1 protein-coding gene is annotated in these 227 nt (G+C 49.3%); it reads left to right on the top strand.

The genetic code is table 11. The features are described 5' to 3' along the window. Nucleotides 1–227 (top strand): MBG domain-containing protein (locus GSY63_RS00025; protein WP_166583809.1); only part of this gene is annotated, 227 nt, incomplete at both ends.

Genomic DNA, 227 nt, shown 5'->3' with positions numbered 1-227 from the left:
TGCCCTAACGGTAACACCTGCTTCACTGACGATTACTGCAGATAACCAAACGAAAGTTTACGGGGCGGCTGTGCCAGCGCTTACAGCTAGTTACGCTGGTTTTGTGAATGGAGATACTCCATTAAGTTTGACTACATCACCAACCCTATCAACAACAGCAACCCCGGCCTCATCAGTAGCGGGTAGTTCTTACCCAATCACGGCAAGCGGTGCAGTGAATGCCAATT

The sequence above is a fragment of the Mucilaginibacter agri genome (assembly GCF_009928685.1).
Lineage (GTDB): Bacteria > Bacteroidota > Bacteroidia > Sphingobacteriales > Sphingobacteriaceae > Mucilaginibacter > Mucilaginibacter agri.
The sequence above is the reverse complement of the archived record's forward strand: the minus strand, read 5'-3'. Positions and strand labels throughout refer to the sequence as shown.